General features: G+C 60.3%; 11 protein-coding genes. 3 read left to right on the top strand and 8 right to left on the bottom strand.

Features of this window, described 5'->3' with window-relative positions:
• Positions 1–253: 253 nt before the first annotated feature.
• From D8U70_RS00765 to D8U70_RS00755, 3 genes are all read right to left on the bottom strand, one after another.
• The gene (locus D8U70_RS00765) at positions 254–622 is read right to left on the bottom strand and encodes an endonuclease domain-containing protein (RefSeq protein ID WP_056782898.1); all 369 of its coding nucleotides are present in this window, start codon (positions 620–622) and stop codon (positions 254–256) included.
• A 225-nt stretch (positions 623–847) separates the two neighbouring features.
• Positions 848–3,376 carry a sulfite reductase flavoprotein subunit alpha gene (locus tag D8U70_RS00760; protein ID WP_130928139.1) on the bottom strand — a complete coding sequence of 843 codons (2,529 nt, stop codon included), beginning with the start codon at positions 3,374–3,376 and terminating at the stop codon, positions 848–850.
• 235 nt (positions 3,377–3,611) lie between these two features.
• On the bottom strand, positions 3,612–5,933 hold the full coding sequence (locus tag D8U70_RS00755) for a TonB-dependent siderophore receptor (RefSeq protein WP_130928103.1): 2,322 nt from the start codon (positions 5,931–5,933) through the stop codon (positions 3,612–3,614).
• Positions 5,934–6,140: 207 nt separating this feature from the next.
• Here D8U70_RS00755 and D8U70_RS00750 point away from each other — a divergent pair, with 207 nt between their 5' ends.
• Entirely contained in the window at positions 6,141–6,821 is a 681-nt protein-coding gene (locus tag D8U70_RS00750) for a Fe2+-dependent dioxygenase (RefSeq protein WP_130928102.1), read from the top strand.
• The gene (locus D8U70_RS00745; RefSeq protein WP_130928101.1) at positions 6,818–7,573 is read left to right on the top strand and encodes a tetratricopeptide repeat protein; all 756 of its coding nucleotides are present in this window, start codon (positions 6,818–6,820) and stop codon (positions 7,571–7,573) included. Before D8U70_RS00750 ends, D8U70_RS00745 begins: the two co-directional genes overlap by 4 nt.
• A 293-nt stretch (positions 7,574–7,866) precedes the next feature.
• Here D8U70_RS00745 and D8U70_RS00740 read toward each other — a convergent pair whose 3' ends face one another.
• The 5 genes from D8U70_RS00740 to D8U70_RS00715 all read right to left on the bottom strand — a co-directional run bounded on the left by D8U70_RS00740 (position 7,867) and on the right by D8U70_RS00715 (position 13,109).
• Complete coding sequence (locus D8U70_RS00740) at positions 7,867–9,030, bottom strand: type III PLP-dependent enzyme (protein ID WP_073473833.1); 1,164 nt, start codon at positions 9,028–9,030, stop codon at positions 7,867–7,869.
• A 654-nt stretch (positions 9,031–9,684) separates the two neighbouring features.
• A complete protein-coding gene (locus D8U70_RS00730; protein ID WP_016771732.1) occupies positions 9,685–10,842 on the bottom strand; it encodes an ABC transporter ATP-binding protein in 1,158 nt (385 codons plus the stop codon).
• Positions 10,839–11,492 (bottom strand): ABC transporter permease, encoded by a 654-nt coding sequence (locus tag D8U70_RS00725; protein ID WP_039759484.1) that lies wholly within the window; start codon positions 11,490–11,492, stop codon positions 10,839–10,841. Before D8U70_RS00725 ends, D8U70_RS00730 begins: the two co-directional genes overlap by 4 nt.
• 13 nt (positions 11,493–11,505) lie before the next feature.
• On the bottom strand, positions 11,506–12,399 hold the full coding sequence (locus tag D8U70_RS00720) for a glycine betaine ABC transporter substrate-binding protein (RefSeq protein ID WP_016771730.1): 894 nt from the start codon (positions 12,397–12,399) through the stop codon (positions 11,506–11,508).
• A 20-nt stretch (positions 12,400–12,419) separates the two neighbouring features.
• The gene (locus D8U70_RS00715; protein WP_177433930.1) at positions 12,420–13,109 is read right to left on the bottom strand and encodes an ABC transporter permease; all 690 of its coding nucleotides are present in this window, start codon (positions 13,107–13,109) and stop codon (positions 12,420–12,422) included.
• A gap of 358 nt (positions 13,110–13,467) precedes the next feature.
• On the opposite strand from D8U70_RS00715, the gene D8U70_RS00710 reads away from it, so the two are divergent.
• The gene (locus D8U70_RS00710; RefSeq protein ID WP_016771727.1) at positions 13,468–15,051 is read left to right on the top strand and encodes a peptide chain release factor 3; all 1,584 of its coding nucleotides are present in this window, start codon (positions 13,468–13,470) and stop codon (positions 15,049–15,051) included.
• The last annotated feature ends 541 nt before the right edge of the window (positions 15,052–15,592 follow it).

Raw genomic sequence — 15,592 nt, 5'->3', positions numbered from 1 at the left:
ATGCATCGACCTGGAAGACCGAGGTGATTGTGGCTTTGGATTCAGTGAAGAACGCTCAGGTCGGCGTCGATTTCAAGCATCACCCAATCAGTCACCTCGCCCTCTGGGAGGGAGAGGGCCGACCGAGGTGTCTTGCGTCATGCATCGACCTGGAAGATCGAGGTGATTATGGCTTTGGATTCAGTGAAGAACGCTCAGGTCGGCGTCGATCTCGAGCATCCCCCAATTAGTCCCCTCTCCCTCTGGGAGAGGGCTAGGGTGAGGGCATTTTCCGCTCTGCCGCAATTCTGATGATCTGCTCCAACACATCATCCATCTGCTGAAGCACCTCAAGATTGCTGAATCGCACGACGTCGATGCCTTGTTGAGACAGGAAGTTCGACCGGCGCCGATCGTGAACCACCCCGGCCGTCTCATAATGCTGGCCACCATCCAGCTCAATCGCCAATCTCAACTCCACACAATAGAAATCCAGCACAAACGGCGGACATGGAAACTGTCGGCGAAATTTCAGGTTGGCTATCTGCCGGGAACGCAGGCGCTGCCAGAGCAGGTGTTCGCAATCTGTCTGGTTGGTGCGCAAGTGGCGGGCGAATTGGGCGAGGGTAGGGCGGCTTGGCATGGCTTCACGGTCCTTGTGAAGTTGAGTGGAGATTTAACAGTAGCCCATTTCCCTCATCGGAACGCCGCCCGCCCAGCCCTCTCCCAGAGGGAGAGGGAGCCGACCGAGGTGATTATGGCTATGGATTCAGTGAAGAACGCTCAGGTCGGCGTCGATCTCGAGCATCCCCCAGTCGGTCCCCTCTCCCATTGGGAGAGGGCTAGGGTGAGGGGCTTTTCGCAGGCGTTAGTAAACATCCCGGCGATAGCGGCCCTGTTCGATCAGGCGTTCGACTTCGGCGCTGCCGAGGATATCGTTGAGGGCCTGGTCGACGCCTGAGGCCATCCCTTGAAGGCTGCCGCAGATATAGATGACAGCACCATCTGCTAACCACTTCTTCAATTCATCCGCCGACTCACGCAAGCGATCCTGCACATAAATCTTCTCGGCCTGATCGCGGGAAAACGCCAGATCCAATCGCGCCAGATCACCATTGACCAGCCACTCTTCCAGCTCGGCGCGGCAGAGGAAGTCGTGTTCGCGGTTACGCTCGCCGAACAGCAGCCACTGCCGTTGCTGGCCGTCGGCAATGCGTGCCTTGAGCAGGCTGCGCAGGCCGGCGAGACCTGTGCCGTTGCCCAGCAGGATCATCGGCACGGGTTCGTTCGGCAGATGGAAACCGCTGTTGCGCCGCACGCGCAGGCTGATGCTGCCGCCCACAGGCGCATGCTCGGTGAGCCAGCCGGAGCCGATGCCGAGGCTGCCGTCGTTGTGCTGTTCCTGGCGCACGATCAGCTCCAGCAAGCCGTCAGCGGCAATCGAGGCGATCGAGTATTCGCGCATCGCCAGTGGCACCATCGCGTCGACCAGCGACTGCGCATGCAAGCCGACCAGATGCGCGCGGTGCTCGGGCAGTTGCCGTGAGGCGAGGGCCACTTCCAGTGGTTCGTCGATGCCGTTGACCTTCACCTGAGTTTCGCCACGAATGCCGAGGCCGTCGAGGAAATGTTCGATGGCCCACGGGCAATTGCGTGGCAGCACTTCGACCAGGTCACCGGCCAGCCAACTGCGGGTGTTCGGGGCCTTGAGGCCGAGCAGGTAGACCGGCGCGCCGCTGCTGTCGGGGTTCATCAGTTCGCGACGGACCAGCGTCCAGTTGTCGTAGCTCGGTGCTTGCCAGGTTTCGCTCGGCGCCTGTCCGGTGAGCTGGCCGAGTTGCGTTTGCCAGTGACGCAACGCGTAAGGATCGCCGCTGTCGACTTCCACCGGGGCGAACAAGGTCTTGCCGCCGTGCTCGCCGAGCCATTGATGCAGGCGCTTGGCGAAGCCGCAGAAGTGCGCGTATTGCCGATCGCCGAGGCCGAGCACGGCATAGTTGAGGCTGTCGAGTGTCGAGGCCTTGGCCAGCACTTTGCGTTCGAAACCACGCGCGCTGTCCGGCGCTTCGCCGTCGCCGAAGGTGCTGACCACGAACAACGCGTTATTGGAATTGCGCAGGTCCTGTTCGCCGATATTGGCCAGCGGCTGCACGTTGACCGGCAGCCCGGCGGCCTGTAGTTGTCCGGCGGTCTGCCACGCCAGTTGCTCGGCGAATCCGCTCTGGCTGGCGAAACCGATCAGCCATGCCGAAGCATCGGCGGACGGTTGTGCGAGACCTTGGCGGGCATCCTTGATCTGCTTTTTCTTGCGTCGACGGTCCAGATACAGCAGCCAGCCAGTGATGAAAAACAGCGGCATGCACACCGCTGCGATCGTCACGATGATGCGCCCGACAAGGCCGAAATAGCTGCCGACGTGCAGCGCATAAATGCTGGTCAGCAGTTGGGCCTTGAAGCTTTTGTCGGCATAGCGGTCGACGCGTTTGACCACGCCGGTGGCCGGATCGAGGGTGATCTGGTTCAGCGCGCGGTCATGGGGCGAGCTGTCGAGCAGGTAGAACACGGTTGCCGGTTGGCCGGCCACCGCCGGCATGCGAATGTTGTACGCGGCCAGACCCGGGCCGGCAGCGCTGTAGATGCTGCTCCACATCGCCGCGTAGTCGGCGGTCGGTGGCGGACCTTCCGGCGCCGGGCCGCGACCGCCACGTACGCGTTCGTTTTGCGGCGCGTCGGAAAGCAGTCGGGTCAGGCCTTTGTTGTACCACTCGTACGACCATGACAAACCGGTCAACGCCAGCAGCAAATAGACCAAAAGGCACCAGGTGCCGGCCACCGAGTGCAGATCCCAATTGAACGCGCGGCCCTTCTTTTTCCAGTCCAGGGTCAACCACACGCGCCAGCTGTTCCACTGGCGCGGCCAGCGCAAATAGAGGCCAGAGAGACAGAAGAACAGCAGCATCAAGGTGCAGGCGCCGGTAATGTTGCGCCCGGTGTCGCCCATGGCGAGGAAGCGGTGCAGTTGCAGCATCAGGCCGAAGAAGTCCTGGCCAGTGGCGTCGCCCTTGAACTCGGCGGTGTACGGATCGAAGTAGCGCATTTCGCCACGCCGTTCACCCTTGGGCGGAGTGAAGAATACCCGTGCGGCGTGACCGCTGTCGGTCTCGACCCAGAGCATCGCGACTTTCTTGCCGGACGCGGCTTCGATGCGTTCCACCAGTTCAACTGGCGGCAGCACTCCAGCGACCTGTTTTTCCACCTGCAGAACGGACGGATTCAGCGCGCGCAGGATCTCGTCCTGAAACGAATAGGCCGCGCCGGTGATGCCCATCAGGGCCAGCACCAGTCCTGCGGTGATGCCAAAAAACCAGTGCAACTGGAACAGGGTTTTCTTCAACACGTCACTCGCCGTCCGTTCGGAAATTGTCATCACGGCGCGCATTATGCCGTGGGTTATCAAGATGCGTTTTGCGTAACACACAAAAGCCCCGTTCAACTGAATGAACGGGGCCGAGCCTCGCGGCACATTCTCTGTGGGAGCGAGCCTGCTCGCGAAAGCGGTGTGTCAGTCAGCATCAATGTTGCTGAAAGATTGCCTTCGCGAGCAGGCTCGCTCCCACAGGTTTTCACATTGGTCAGAAGTGGAAATTGGTGCTCAACAGCGCCGTGCGGCCCGCCGCCTGGTTGGCGAAGTGGGTCGAGAAGGCTTTGTCGTAATAGGTTTCGTCGGTCAGGTTCTGCACGTTGAGTTGCAGGTCGACGTTCTTGGTCAGCTTGTAGGCCGCCATCGCGTCGTAACGCACGTACGAATCGACCATCGTTGTGTTGGCGACACTGCCGTAGACGTCGTCGACGTAGAACGCGCCACCACCGATCGTCAGCTTTGGCGTGACCTGATACGTGGTCCACAGGCTGGCGCTGTTTTTCGGCGTGTTCGGCAGATCGTTGCCGTCGTTGGCGCGACCCGACGGACCACCGTCAACCTGTTCGCTGTCCATGAAGGCGTAACCGGCGAACACCTGCCACTTGTCGGTGATCTTGCCGCTGGCCGACAGTTCGAAGCCTTGCACGCGGGTCTTGCCGGCGTTCTCGTAGGAGCTGGTGTCGACCTGCACGCGAGCGTTTTCCTTCTCGGTGCGGAAGATGTCGGCGGTCAGCGACAGGCGATCGTTGAGCAGATCCCACTTGGTGCCGATCTCGTAGTTCTTGGTGGTTTCCGGTTCCATGTCGCTGCTCAGCAGGTTGCCGCTGCGATCCGGGGTGCCGCCCAGCGGGTTGCCTTCCTGACCTTCGCCCAAGGTGTTGCCCGGCGGTGTCGCCGAGGTCGCATAAGAGGCGTAGATGCTGCCGTTTTCCGCCGGCTTGTAGACCACGCCGAACTGGCCGGTGACGAATTCGCTGGTGTCATCACCCTTGGAGGTGGTGGTCCCTGCGGCGTTGTAGGTTTTGTAGTCGGTGTCGAAGTGGTCGTAGCGCAGGCCCATGTTCACCAGCCATTGCTCGGACAACTCCAGCGTGTCGAACACGTACAGCGCGTAGGTGTCGGCCTGGGTGTCGGTGCCGGCGTAGTTGCGCGAGATCGCACCGTTCCACGGATCGTTCGGGTTCGGGTTCGACAGCGAGGTGCAGTTGTAATTGCTCGAGGCGCCAATCATCGCCGGTGTGCAGTTGCTGCTGGAAGGCACATTGGTCGTACGCGGCGTGGTGTCGGTGTTGACGTTGTACGAGGATTTCTCGCTCTGCTCGCGTGTGTATTCGACACCGGTGGAGAAGCTGTTCTTGAAACCGGCCACGTAGAAGGTGCCGAACAGGTCGGTCTGGTTGGTGGTGGTTTCGGTGTTGCTCACCCGCGTGTTGGCCCGACGCCAGACGCTGCCGTTGTTGACGTTGCCCTTGCTGTCGTCCGGCTGGGTGAGGATGTAATCCTGCATGCTGCTGCCGTGGCGCAGGGTGTTCTTGATGGTCAGCGCATCGTTCAGGTCGTGCTCGATGGCGAAGGTCGCGGTGTCGGTGCGGCCCTTGCGGAAGTCGCGATCCAGACCATAGAAGTTGTCGTGATCGCCCCCGGCGTATGGCTTGTCCGGGTTGGACTTGGTGCGTGCGGCCGAACCACCGGTTGGAATGGTGTATGGGATGCCCGAGTCCGGGGTGTCGTTGCTTTCCAGATGGTAGTAGTCGAGGTTTACACGGGTATCGGTGCCCAGGCCGAAGGCCAGCGACGGCGCGATGCCCCAACGGTCGTAATCGACCTTGTCGCGACCGGCGACGTTGCTCTCGTGGCTCATCAGGTTGAGACGGCCGGCAGCGCTGTCGCTGAACTGGTAGTTGCCGTCGAGGGTGTAGCGCTGGGTCTGGTCGGAGCCGTAGGTGAAGCCGCCGTCGAAGGAGTTGCCCAGGTGCGCTTTCTTGCTCACCAGGTTGATGCTGCCGCCGGCCGCGCCACGACCGCCAATCGCCGAGTTCGGGCCTTTGCTGACTTCGATGTTTTCCACGGCGAAGATTTCACGGCTCTGCGAACCGGTGTCGCGCACGCCGTCCAGATAGGTGTCGCCCTGGGCGTCGAAGCCGCGGATGAACGGACGGTCGCCCTGCGGGTTGCCGCCTTCACCGGCGCCGAAGGTGATGCCCGGCACAGTGCGCAGCGCGTCCTGCATGTTCAGCGCGCCGGTGTCCTTGAGCACTTGTTGCGGGATGACGGTGACCGAGCGCGGGGTGTCGACCAGCGGTGCGGTGTACTTGGGCGAGGAGGCTTTTTCGACCTGATAGGAGGTCGAATCCTGGGCTTCGCCGGTGATGGCGGTGGCGTCCAGGGCAATGGCGTTGCCGGAAGTTTTGCTCTCGGTTTTTTCCGCCGCGAAGACCATCTGCCCAGCGGAGCCGGCGGTGATTGCGACACCGATTGCCGAGGCGAGCAGACGTGGTGAACTGACCGGTAATTGTGCGTGTTGACGTGCCATTTTTATTCCCCTCCCCAAGGATTTGAGGCGGCGGAATATAGGGTAAACAGGTATTCGTATCAATTGCGAAACATTGTTATTCGCATTGAATTTACATTCTTTACAATTTGCCCTTACGGTTTCTGCTTGTTCATCCGTCTCGGGGGTTTTACACAGTCAATAAGAATCAATACCATTGCCGCCTTCTTGCCATCAGGTGACATCGCCATGCTGCTGCACATTCCCGGGCTGTTCGCAAAAGACGAAGTGCAGCGCATCCGCCAGGCCCTGGAGCAAGCGGATTGGGCCGACGGCAAGATCACCGCCGGCTTCCAGTCGGCCAAGGCCAAGCACAATCTGCAACTGCCCGAAGGCCACCCGCTGGCCAAGGAAATCGGCGCGGCGATGCTCGAGCGGCTGTGGAAAAATCCGCTGTTCATGTCTGCTGCATTGCCGCACAAAGTCTTCCCGCCGCTAGTGAACTGCTACACGGCCGGCGGCAGTTTTGATTTCCACATCGACAATGCCGTGCGCCAGCCCAAGGGCAGCATCGAGCGGGTGCGCACCGATTTGTCGGCGACGCTGTTCTTCAGCGAGCCGGAAGATTATGACGGCGGCGAACTGGAGATTCAGGACACCTACGGCACCCAGCGCGTGAAGCTGCCGGCCGGCGACATGGTGTTGTATCCGGGCACCAGTTTGCACAAGGTCAACGCGGTTACACGTGGTGCGCGTTATGCCTCGTTTTTCTGGACGCAAAGCCTGGTGCGCGAAGACAGCCAGCGCGCGTTGCTGTTCGAAATGGACGGGGCGATTCAGCAGCTTACGCAGGACATGCCTGATCACCCTTCGCTGATCCGCCTCACTGGCACTTATCACAACCTGCTGCGGCGTTGGGTCGAGGTATGAGTTTCCAGTTGCGCCGCGAGGAAGTTCTCGATGCGGCCGGGTTGGCGGCAATGCTTGAAGAAAGCCCGGCCCGCGCTGCGCAGGCGATATTGCTGGCGGCGGGCGAGGGCGAGGTTGAAGCGCAGGCGCTGCTTGGGCAGATCCTGCTGGACGGTCAGGGCATCGCGCAGGATCAACCGCTTGCATTGCGCTGGTTCGGCATCGCCGCCGGTCGCGGGCATCTGATGGCGCGCAACATGCTCGGGCGTTGTCATGAGCATGGTTGGGGTTGTGCGGCGGATGCCTCGGTCGCGGCGCAGCATTATCGGATCGCTGCCGAGGCGGGGCTGGACTGGGCGATGTACAACCTGGCCAACTTGCTGGCGACCGGGCGCGGGGTGACGGTTGATCATCAGCAAGCGCTGGCGTTGTATCGGCGCGCGGCTGAGTTGGGCCATGCGAAATCGATGAATCTGCTGGGGCGTTATCTGGAGGAAGGGCAGGTGTGTCCGGCGGATCCGCTGGCGGCGCGCGAGTGGTATCGGCGTTCGGCTGAGGGAGGGGATTTTCGTGGGCAGTTCAGTTATGCGGCGGTGTTGGCGGCTGAGGGGCGGGTTGATGAAGCGGTTGTTTGGCTTGAGAAAGCCTTGGCCGGGGGCAATCTGAATTTCCTGCGGGTGGCGAGTCAGACGCTGGCTGATGCGACAGATTTGCGGATTCAGGCGATGGCTAGTCGGTATGCCGCTCGGTATGCAGAGTTGCAGCGCGGCTGAAACCGCCGAGCCCTCACCCTAGCCCTCTCCCAGGGGAGAGGGAACCGACCGAGGGATGCTTGGGAGGTACGCCGACCTGCAATGGTTTTGCCGAATCCATAATCGCCAAGGTGGTTCAGGTCGATGTCGGACGGAAGACCACTCGGTCGGCTCCCTCTCCCTCGGGAGAGGGCTGGGGTGAGGGGCTATGGTATCTAGTACAAAAAACCTCCCCAGCCGAACACCCACAAAAAAGCCCACAAATTCGTGGGCTTTTCTCTTGCAGCTTGCAGCTCGAAACTTGCAGCTGCTCCTTAAACGTAAAACGACTTCAGCGGCGGGAAGCCATTGAACTCGACCGCGCTGTAGCTGGTGGTATACGCACCGGTCGACAACCAGTACAGACGATCACCAATCGCCAGGTTCAGCGGCAGGCCATACTTGTAGTTCTCGTACATGATGTCGGCGCTGTCGCAGGTCGGGCCGGCGATCACGACTTCTTCCATCTCGCCTTTCTTCTCGGTCCAGATCGGGAACTTGATCGCTTCGTCCATGGTTTCGATCAGGCCGGAGAACTTGCCCACATCGGTGTACACCCAGCGCTCGACGGCAGTGCGCGACTTGCGCGCAACCAGTACCACTTCGCTGACCAGAATACCGGCGTTGGCAATCAGCGAACGGCCCGGCTCCAGAATGATTTCCGGCAGGTCGTCACCGAAGTCTTCTTTCAGGAAGCGGATGATCTCTTCGGCGTAGGTTTCCAGGCTGTTGGTGCGGGTGATGTAGTTGGCCGGGAAGCCGCCGCCCATGTTGATCAGCTTCAGGTGAATGCCGTCTTCTTCTTTCAGACGTTCGAAGATCACTTTGACCTTGGCGATCGCCGCGTCCCAGACGCTGATGTCGCGCTGTTGCGAGCCGACGTGGAACGAGATGCCATACGGCACCAGACCCAGGTCGCGGGCGAGGATCAGCAGGTCCATGGCCATGTCGGTCTGGCAGCCGAACTTGCGCGACAGTGGCCAGTCAGCGGTGGTCGAGCCTTCAGTGAGGATGCGCACATAGACTTTCGAACCCGGTGCAGCCTTGGCGATGTTGCGCAGGTCGGCTTCGGAGTCGGTGGAGAACAGACGCACGCCCTTGTCGTAGAAGTAGCGGATGTCCTTGGATTTCTTGATGGTGTTGCCGTAGCTGATACGGTCCGGGCTGACGCCGCGATCCATGACTTTGTCCAGCTCGTAGATCGAGGCGATATCGAAGCTTGAGCCCTTGTCTTTGAGCAGGTCGATGATCTCGACGGCCGGGTTGGCCTTGACCGCGTAGTAGACCTTGGCGAATTCGAAACCGGCGCGCAGGTCATCGTAGGCCTGGGCGATCATCGCGGTGTCGATCACCACGAACGGGGTTTCCTGTTTGTCGGCGAACGCCTTCATTTTGTCGAATGTAGCGCGCGCGAAATAGTCTTCGACCTGGATCGACATGCTGGGTGCTCCTATGGGCAAACTCGTAAAAACAATGGGTGCATGAACGCCCTCCGTATCCCCACTTTGGTTCGCCTACTTCCCAAGGCATTGCCGCCGAAAGCAAAAAGGCCTGGGGATGTGCAGCTGTCCCTTGGCCTCGCTGTCTCGTCGTCAGTACTTGAGCCGGATGGATCGTTTCCAGCATGGACGTTCGGCGCGAACTTTAGGGCGTGAGGGGCGCGAGATCAACTAAAAATGTCGCGTTTTTGCACGCTTCTGACGTGCGTCGCGTTCATCACTCCTTCTACCCGACCGAGATGACGGGCAGATGTTCCCGGTGAATTTTCGAGTGTTAAACATATCTGCACGTTCGTGGCTTTTGTCGGCTAGATCGCAGGTAAGTGTGATAGCGGCAACATCGGCGACGTTGGCGTCGAGAGAGGGTGTTGAGGGGGGATTTGGACCTTGAAGAAGCTGAATTGATGACGCTCTTGCGGGAGAGGCTGTTGAGATTCTTTGTCACCCAGTGACGATCGACAAAATTGCGTAGATCCCGTGGGAGCGAGCCTGCTCGCGAAGGCATTTTCACAGCCGCCATCAGCGTCGACTGATATTGCGCTTTCGCGAGCAGGCTCGCTCCCACAGGGATCGGGTTTCAACCACGCAGACGGATTATGCGACCACCGTCTCAGCCGGCGAGACGATACTAGTCTTCATCCCCCGTGAACGTCCCGAGCTGAGGTATGCCGCAATCGACTCCTGCGTCACCTCGCCAAGGAACACTCGTTCGGCATCCATCACCGGCAGCCAGGCGCGGTTGAACTCGTACATGCGCGACAACAGGATGCGCAGGTGCTCGTCGTACGCTGCGGTGGCGTTGAACTCACGAAGGAATTGCGCGCAGGTGCCGGTCTGGCGATGCAGGTCGCGACGGCGCACGTAACCCAGTGCCTTGTTCTCGGCGCAGGTGACCACCACGTAGCGACGGTCGTGCTCGTCCATCAATTCCAGCGCATCGGCCACTGGCGTCTCCGGACTTACCGACGGCGCGTTGTCCGCCGCGTCTTCGGCTTTCACCAACAGCAGGCGTTTGAGCGTGCTGTCCTGACCGACGAAATTGCTGACGAAATCGTCCGCCGGATGCGCGAGCAGGGTGTCGGGATGATCGATCTGCAGCAGTTTGCCGGCGCGGAAAATGGCGATCTTGTCGCCCAGTTTGATCGCTTCGTCGATGTCGTGGCTGACCATGATCACGGTCTTGTTCAGCGCGCGCTGCATCTCGAAGAATTCGTTCTGGATCATCTCGCGGTTGATCGGGTCGACCGCGCCAAACGGTTCGTCCATCAACAGCAGCGGGGCGTCAGCCGCAAGCGCACGAATCACACCGATACGCTGTTGCTGACCACCGGACAATTCACGCGGGTAGCGATGCAGATACTGCTTGGGCTCGAGCTTGATCATGCTCATCAGTTCGCGGGCGCGGTCGTGGCATTTCTGTTTGTCCCAGCCGAGCAGTTTCGGCACCACGACGATGTTCTCTTCGATGGTCATGTTCGGGAACAGACCGATCTGCTGAATCACGTAGCCGATGTTGCGGCGCAGGGTCACTTCGTCGAGATCGGTGGTGTCTTCGCCGTTGATGAGGATCTTGCCCGAGGTCGGTTTGATCAGGCGATTGATCATTTTCAGCGTGGTGCTTTTGCCGCAACCCGATGGCCCGAGGAACACGCAGATCTCGCCTTCATTGACGGTCAGGCTTACCGAGTCCACGGCTTTGACATCTTTGCCGTTGCTTTGGAAAGTTTTGCTGAGGTTTTGAAGTTCGATCATTTCAGGAGTCCTTTTGGAGTCAACGAGCGTTGCAGCCATTGGAGAAACAGGTCGGCGAAAATCGCCAGAAGACTGACCAGCAGCGCGCCGACGATAAGCATCGACATGTCACTGCGGCTGATGGAAGCGAGGATCAACACACCGAGGCCGCCGGCGCCGATGGTCGCGGCGATGGTCATCACGCCGATGTTCATCACCACGGCGGTGCGCACACCAGCGAGGATTACCGGCACCGCAATCGGCAGCTCGACCATGCGCAGGCGCTGGCCGAAGGTCATGCCGATGCCGCGCGCGGCTTCGCGGATGCCTGGCTCGACGCCGGTGAGGGCGAGGTAGGTGTTGCGCATGATCGGCAGCAGCGAATAAAGGAACACGGCGGTGATTGCCGGCAGCGGCCCCAGGCCTTGGCCGAACTTGGAGTAGAACGGCAGCAGCAGACCGAACAGGGCAATCGACGGCACGGTCAGCAGCACCGTGGCGCTGGCTTGCAGCGGGCCGGCGAGGGTGGGAAAACGCGTCATCAGGATGCCCAGCGGCACGCCGATGACGATGGCCAGGGTCACGGCGATGCCGACCAGAGTGATGTGCTGCCAGGTCAGGTGCATCACCTGCTGCCAGTCGAGATGGGAAAAGGCGTTCAGGAATTCCATGACTTCTCCTCTCTTAATTCAGTGGGTGCTGGCGCAGGAAATCGGCGGCAACGGACGATGGGCTCTCGTGGTCGACGTCGACCCGCGCGTTGAGCTGGCGCATGGTTTCGTCGTCGAACAGTTCGGCCAGCGGCTTGAGTTGTTCGGCCAGTTTCGGGTTGGCGTCCAGCGTGGCCTGACGCACCACGGGAGCGGCGGTGTAGTCGGGGAAGTAATGCTTGTCGTCTTCCAGCAATTTCAGGCCGAAGGCATTGAGGCGGCCATCGGTGGTGTAGACCAGACCGGCAAACACCTGACCGTTACGCAGTGCGGTGTAGACCAGGCCGGCGTCCATCTGGCGGATGTTCTTGCGGGTCAGGTTCATGTCGTAGAGTTTGACCATGCCGTCGAGACCGTCCGAGCGATTGGCGAACTCGGTATCCAGCGCCACCAGGTGGTTGGTCTTGGCCTCGGCGCGCAGCACTTCGTTGAGCTGGCTGATATTGCCGATCTGCGGGTATTGCTCGGCGACTTTTTTCGGCAAAGCGAGGGCGTAGGTGTTGCTGAACTTCGAAGGCGTCAGCCAGACCAGGCCTTTTTTCGCGTCGAGTTCTTTGACCCGGGCGTAGGACTGCGCGCTGTCGAGTTTCTCGGTGACATGGTTATAGGCCACCAGCGAGACGCCGGTGTATTCCCAGAGCAGGTCCAACTGGCCGCTTTCGTGGGCGCTGCGGGCAAGGTTGCTGCCCAGGCCGCCGGTGATCTGCGCGTCGTAGCCTTTGCTGCGCAGGTATTGCGCGGTGATTTCGGCGAGCAGGGTCTGCTCGGTGAAAACCCGGGCGCCGAGGCGGATGACCGGTTTTTCAGCGGCTTGCGCGATTCCTGCGAACAGCAGGACGCAGCCTAAGATCAAGCTAAGTCGTTTCATAAATATTCCTTCGCAAAGCCTTAAGACGGGCGCAGACCGCGTTCCAGCCAGAGACGGCTGGCGAGGGTGACCACGCCATCGAGCAGCAGCGCCAACAGCGCGGTGCACGCAGCGCCGAGCAGCAGTTGCGGCTGATTGTTCAGGGCGATGCCGGGGAAGATCAGGCTGCCGAGGCTGTTGGCGCCGATCAGGAACGCCAGCGGCGCGGTGCCGACGTTGATTGCCAGTGCGACCCGCACGCCACCGACGATGATCGGCACGGCGTTGGGCAATTCGACTTTCCACAGCACTTGGCGCGGGGTCATGCCGATGCCGACTGCGGCTTCTTTCAGCGAGCCCTGCACATTTTTCAGGCCTTCATAGGTGTTGCGCACGATCGGCAACAGCGAGGCGAGGAACAGGGCGAAGATTGCCGGGCCACTGCCGATGCCGAGGATGCCCAGTGCAATCGCGAGCACGGCCAGCGGTGGCACGGTGTTGCCGATATTGAAGATCTGCATGAAGCGTTCGGCGCGGCCGGCCATGCTCGGGCGGCTGAGGAAGATACCGGCGGGGATGCCCACGACAAGGGCGGCCAGCATGGAAGCGAGGACGAGAATCAGATGAGCTTGCAGGTAAAACAACAAATCGTCGCGGTAGTGTTCGATCGTGTTGATGCCGATCCAGTGGACCAGCAGGGCCAGGAGCGCGATCACCACCGCACCTCCCATCAGCCCTTTGCCATAGCGGATAGCCACAGGCGGACTCCTTTTTTTGTAGTCGGCGAGCGCAGTCCCGTGTGGCATGCCAAGCCTTGGCTGCCGGGAGCGTCGTTCGCGAAAAGTAGCCGTTTTTCAGAGCCGGCAAAGCGGTCTGAAAGCGAGCCATGAGCGCAGCCTCGTCAGGCTAACTTGCTGATTTTTCAGCCCCTGACGAAAGTTCGTAACAGGGGATGGACGTCTCCGTGCTTTAAAAGGTTCCCATCTGCGGCAGCATTTGGCCACCCTTAATGTGCTCAACGGTTCGGTTATTGCAGCGAGTTGGGCTATAATCGCGGCCCTTTTTTGAATCACCGCCAGGCGATTTCCCATGACCCAACAGGCCGCCGAAGTCGCGAAACGCCGCACTTTCGCCATTATTTCCCACCCCGATGCCGGTAAAACCACGATCACCGAAAAGCTCCTGTTGATGGGCAAGGCGATTGCAGTGGCCGGTACGGTGAAATCCCGTAAATCCGATCGCCATGCGACATCCGACTGGATGGAGATGGAGAAGCAGCGGGGTATTTCCATTACCACGTCGGTCATGCAGTTCCCCTATCGCGAACACATGATCAACCTGCTCGACACCCCGGGCCACGAAGACTTCTCCGAAGACACCTACCGCACCCTGACGGCAGTGGACTCGGCCTTGATGGTGCTCGACGGCGGTAAGGGTGTTGAGCCACGGACCATTGCGCTGATGGACGTCTGCCGTCTGCGTGACACGCCGATCGTCAGCTTCATCAACAAGCTCGACCGTGACATTCGCGACCCGATCGAACTGCTCGACGAGATCGAAGCCGTTCTGAAAATCAAGGCGGCGCCGATCACCTGGCCGATCGGTTGCTACCGCGATTTCAAGGGCGTGTATCACCTGGCCGACGACTACATCATCGTCTACACCGCCGGTCACGGTCACGAGCGCACCGAAACCAAGATCATCGAGAAACTCGACTCTGACGAGGCGCGCGCGCACCTGGGCGATGAGTACGAGCGCTTCATCGAACAGCTGGAACTGGTGCAGGGCGCCTGCCACGAATTCAACCAGCAGGAATTCCTCGACGGCCAGTTGACCCCGGTGTTCTTCGGTACGGCGCTGGGCAACTTCGGTGTCGACCACGTGCTCGATGCTGTCGTCGATTGGGCGCCGCGTCCGCTGGCCCGTGTAGCCAACGAGCGTACTGTCGAGCCGGTGGAAGAGAAGTTCTCGGGCTTCATCTTCAAGATCCAGGCGAACATGGACCCGAAACACCGCGACCGCATCGCCTTCATGCGTATCTGCTCCGGCAAGTACGAAAAAGGCATGAAGATGCGCCACGTGCGTACCGGCAAGGACGTGCGCATCGGCGACGCCCTGACGTTCTTCTCCTCCGAGCGTGAACAGCTCGAAGAAGCCTACGCTGGCGACATCATCGGTCTGCACAACCACGGCACGATCCAGATTGGCGACACCTTCAGCGAAGGCGAAGTCCTCGGTTTCACCGGTATTCCGCACTTCGCCCCGGAACTGTTCCGTCGCGTGCGTCTGCGTGATCCGCTGAAATCCAAGCAGTTGCGTCAGGGCTTGCAGCAGTTGGCGGAAGAGGGCGCGACGCAGGTGTTCTTCCCCGAGCGCAGCAACGACATCATTCTCGGCGCTGTCGGTGTGCTGCAGTTCGATGTGGTCGCCAGCCGTTTGAAAGAGGAATACAAGGTCGAGTGCTCGTATGAGCCGATCACCGTGTATTCGGCGCGCTGGATCGAGTGTGACGACAAGAAGAAGCTTGAGGAATTCTCCAACAAGGCGGTGGAGAACCTCGCGCTGGATGGCGGTGGTCACCTGACTTACCTGGCGCCGACGCGGGTGAATCTGGCGTTGATGGAAGAGCGCTGGCCGGATGTGAAATTCCGCGCGACGCGTGAGCATCATTAAGGTTTGAGGTGTTTTTCTGAAAGCCCCTGAGGTGTAGGCCTTGGGGGCTTTTTATTGCCTTGGGCTCGGGGTGAATATCCGTTGCTTCGGTGGCGGCTGCTGACGGTTTCGCCTGACGGCGACTTGCTTTTTTACAAGAGCGCCTAAAAAAGTAAGCAAAAAACGCAAGCTCCTGCGTTCGGCGCTCCCACGCCCGGATCAATCCCTCCACTCAGCCTTCCGACGTCGCCGGTGGATCAAGATCAAAAGCGGTACTCGAGCTTGCGCTCATTGTTTTGAGTGGTGAGAAGCGTGCGATCTGCTTTGGATCTGTGTTGGATTCGCCCCTCATCAGAACGCCGCCCGCCCAGCCCTCTCCCGAGGGAGAGGGAGCCGATTGATGATCTGTTCAAATCCCGAGTTCGGCTCGGTATTTCAGGTCGGCGTACCTTGCCTAAACGACCCGGTCAGTCCCCTCTCCCTCCGGGAGAGGATTAGGGTGAGGGGCTTTTGATCTTTAACGCCGCGTGAAAAATCAAGTTGAATCCGGGCGCGGCGATTT

The sequence above is a fragment of the Pseudomonas sp. Sample_20 genome (assembly GCF_004307585.1).
In the GTDB taxonomy this organism is placed as follows: Bacteria; Pseudomonadota; Gammaproteobacteria; order Pseudomonadales; family Pseudomonadaceae; genus Aquipseudomonas; species Aquipseudomonas atacamensis.
Note: the sequence above shows the minus strand (reverse complement) of the source record. Positions and strands in the feature narration are given on the sequence as shown.